This window comes from bacterium (genome assembly GCA_040755795.1).
In the GTDB taxonomy this organism is placed as follows: Bacteria; UBA9089; CG2-30-40-21; order CG2-30-40-21; family SBAY01; genus JBFLXS01.
This window is the reverse complement of the sequence record JBFLXS010000375.1, coordinates 1-4075: the sequence shown is the minus strand read 5'-3', so window position 1 is coordinate 4075 and position 4075 is coordinate 1. Positions and strand designations below refer to the sequence as shown.

Annotated in this window: 3 protein-coding genes; 2 read left to right on the top strand and 1 reads right to left on the bottom strand. The window is 38.3% G+C overall.

What is annotated here, in order from left to right:
* Positions 1-438 (bottom strand): thermonuclease family protein (locus tag AB1414_16880; protein MEW6609091.1); only part of this gene is annotated, 438 nt, incomplete at its 3' end.
* Between the two features lie 253 nt (positions 439-691).
* Here AB1414_16880 and AB1414_16875 point away from each other — a divergent pair.
* Positions 692-1774 carry a hypothetical protein gene (locus AB1414_16875; GenBank protein MEW6609090.1) on the top strand — a complete coding sequence of 361 codons (1083 nt, stop codon included), beginning with the start codon at positions 692-694 and terminating at the stop codon, positions 1772-1774.
* Positions 1775-1976: 202 nt separating this feature from the next.
* Positions 1977-3806, top strand: a complete 1830-nt coding sequence (locus tag AB1414_16870) for a PEP-utilizing enzyme (GenBank protein ID MEW6609089.1) — start codon at positions 1977-1979, stop codon at positions 3804-3806.
* Positions 3807-4075: the final 269 nt, after the last annotated feature.

Genomic DNA, 4075 nt, shown 5'->3' with positions numbered 1-4075 from the left:
ATCTTCCCATGCAGGGAATTTGATAATATCGTTAAAGATAAACATCCGAACGGCTAACCCTTGTTCAAGGAGTTTAAGATTGAATATCTCGTCATCCTTAACCACAACCGCTAACAATCTACCATAGTCATCCCATTGTTGAGTGGGGTTTTTAGAATAAAATAATTGGATGGGTTGACTTAATAATGTTTGAGAGGCAAAATCTTTTGCGGTTTGAGCAAAAGGCTCATTCATAAGTTCTGGAGTGTCAATACTTAATAATCGAACCTTAGTTTCCGTGCCAGACATTTCAACCTTAATGGTATCTCCATCAATAATTGATGTGACTGTCCCACTGATTTGAGTCGCACTCCCGGAATTAAGGAAATCACTTAACGAGGCAGTGGATTCCTTCGCCAATAGAAGTAATATTGTCAGAATAATCACTACTCGTTTCATTAAATAAGATTATATCAAATATAGCAATAGATGTCAAATAAAATTCGTAACCGTTCAGGTGGTAATTTACCGCAGAGACGCAAGAGTTCGCAGAGAAGACATAGAAATAAATTAGAGCACATAAAAGGTAACCGTTCAGCCTTGTCCATCAGACTGAACAATATTAACTCAAAACTCAAATGTCAAAAGTCAAAAATTTAAGAACCTCCTAAAAATTTATTGACAAAGAGAGAAGTTTAGTATATACTTATAGATGATGAAGAAGAAATGGCATCCGTATTTCTCAAATATATTAAAATATCTACTCGAACCTAAAGGGTTTACGGTTGAAACTGAGGTTGAAGTTGGCAAAATGCCATTAAGGATAGATATTGTGGTCATTAGAAAGGGCAAGGATGCAGATGTTAAATCTTTACCCCTTGTATTCCAATCATTTACTGATTATAATGTTATTGAATATAAATCACCCGGGGATAGATTCACTGGGAATGATTTTGACCGATTATTTGCTTATGTGCTATTGTTTAAGATTAAAGAAGGGATACAGTGGCGAAGGCAAATAAATGTGTATGCCTTTATCTCAGGAGGTATCAAGGGGATAGAATCTTACATTCGCAGGAATGGTCATGAACTGGCCATGATAAAGGATGGGTTTTACTTTGCAGATTTTGGGTTTAATTTTTATTTAATCCAACTTGATAAATTAGAAATGATAAATGAGAATTATGGATTGATACTTTTTACATCCGGGGATAAGATTAAGGAGTTAGTCAAGGAGATAGGTAGTAAAGGAGATAGTGTATCAAAGTTAGATTTATTAGAGTTGTTCGAAACAGGATTATATTTACATCCTGAGGAATTCAAGGAGGAGGTGAAATTGATGCCGCAGACATTAGCAGATAGACCAGATATAATTGGTGAACTGGCAGATATAGTTGGAGTTGATAAGTTTATCCAGGGTATTGGTAAGGAGAGGTTACTTCGGAGTCTGGGAGAAGAGGAGGTAAAATTAATGCCGAAGACATTAGCCGACAGACCAGATATAATGAGAGAGCTTGTCGATATAGTAGGGATTGACAAATTTGTGGAAGGGATTGGAGAGGAGAAGGTAATTCGTAGCATTGGGGAAAAGAAGGTAATTCGTAGCATTGGGGAAAAAGAGGTAATTCGCAGCATTGGGGAAAAAGAGGTAATTCGCAGCATTGGGGAAAAAGAGGTAATTCGCAACATTGGGGAAAAAGAGGTAATCCGTACCATTGGCGAAGAGAATTTATTGAAAGATCTTATACATCTCCTTGGCAAAGAGAAGATAAAAAAGATGTTGAAGGAAAATTAAGAAAATTAGAGATTAGCAAATTAGGAGAAGATGAGAAGATAAGAAGTTAAGAGGATAAGAGATACAGATGGCGGATTGAAAAAATCGAAAATTAAACTGGTGTGTGGGTATCTATGTGTCTGGTAGTCTATGTAACGGAACTTCCCCTCTATTTAAAGGCAAAAATGTGGCTAAAAACTATTTTTCAGGAGGTAAAAAAACGATGTCAGTGAAAAAAGTTTTTCCCAGCCCTTTTGAAATTGAAACACCAGAGGGTGCAAACGGATGGAAGGAAATGTATCCTTACTATCTCTTGTTTAGTGAAGAGCGTAAAGAACTTGAAGAAGAGAGATTTTGGTTTTGCGATACGATGCATTGGACAACCCCACTCTATCCCTTTGACATCTTTACCGCAGAAAGTGCTATATCTGCTCTGGGTCGTTATAACACCCGTGTTTGGCTTATCCCACCCGCACTGGGCATAGATATAAGGTTACTTAATGGCTTCATATATCTAAGTCCTTTAACGGTTGATGACCCCGAGGAGATAACAGAAAGGCTAAAGGATTTTAGTCAGCGGGCAGGGTTTTATTATCAAAATTGGGATAGCCTTTATGCTAAATGGAAGGAAAAGGTAACCAGAGAAATAGAAGGATTAAAATCAATCGCCATTCCTGATTTACCCGAAAAAGAAGACCTCCAGAAGATAACCGATGCGGTTGGCATTTCCACCGGATTTTCCCTTCTTTCTGCCTATAACCAACTCATAGAAAGTATGACTAAAATCTGGGAATACCACTTTGAGTTCTTAAATTTAGGGTATGCCGCTTTTCTTGATTTTTCTTGCTTTATGAAAGGTGTTTTCCCTGATATTTCAGACCAGACGATTACTAAGATGGTGGCGGGTATAGATGTTATTTTATTTCGACCAGATAATGAATTGAGAAGATTATCTAAATTAGCAGTAGAACTCAATCTATCCGAGATATTTCTTGAAGGACAAATACCTGAGGCAATCATCGAAAGATTGCAAAGGACTGACTCAGGTAAACAATGGTTAAACAGTTTGGAAGAGATTAAAGACCCCTGGTTCTATTTCAACTCTGGCACAGGGTTCTATCATACACCCCGAAGTTGGATAGATGATTTATCTATTCCCTTTTCAGCCGTTGCTGGATATGTCAAGAAATTACAGGCTGGAGAAAATATAGAGAGGGAAACAGAAAAAATAGTAGAAGAAGGAGAGAAACTAAAAGAGGGGTATTTTTCGTTGTTAAGAAGCAATGAGGATAAAAAGGCTTTCCTGGAAAAATTCTCTCTGGCTAAAACGGTATTTAGTTATGTTGAGGAGCATAATTTTTATGTTGAGCACTGGCACCATACTATCTTCTGGAATAAGATGCGTGAGGTAGGAAAGATTTTGGCAAAAAGGGGCTTCTTTGCGCAAGAAGATAATATATTTTATTTAAACAGATATGAAGTCTCACAAGCCCTCTATGACCTATATTCATCCTGGGGGATTGGTTCTAAACCAAAAGGTCCTCAATATTGGCCAAAGATAATCTCAAAGAGGAAGGGAATAATCAAGGCACTTGAAAGGTGGCAGCCTGTTCCTGCCTTAGGACCACCACCGGAGAAGATTACCGAACCATTTACCATTATGCTCTGGGGGATTGTTTCAGAAAAGATAGACGCCTGGCTTGAGGCTATGAGTGGGGAGCAAAAAGAGGGAGCATTGCTGAGAGGGCACCCTGCTTCACCGGGGGTAGTTGAAGGAATTGCCAGAATAGTGCTTTCAACCGATGACCTGCCTGATGTTCAGGAAGACGAGATAATGGTCTGCCCAATTACTACACCATCCTGGACGCCTGTGTTTGCCAGGATAAAAGGTGTAGTGGCTAATGTTGGTGGGATGATGAGTCATGCCGCCATTGTCTGCAGGGAATACGGCTTGCCTGCGGTGGTAGGCACAGGCTTTGGAACTCGATTGATTAAAACAGGCCAATATTTAAGGGTTGATGGAACTAAAGGGATAGTGGAGATTGTAAAATAAAGAAACACATAACCACAAATTTGTGGTTGATATATTTTATTTGCTTTAATTCTGCATTATTTGCTAAAACTTGATGTTCAAGTTTTTTAAAGGTATAAAGATTTAATCGCAAAGAGCGCAAAGGAAGATTTCGCAAAGGACTCAAAGGAAGGAAAATAAGGTGGTGAACAACCTATTGCTTTGTTAAGTTTGCTTTGCTATGTTTAGAAAGTTATCGGTTATCAGGTTATCGGTGAAGAGAAAACAATGACCTGTTATCTCCGATTACT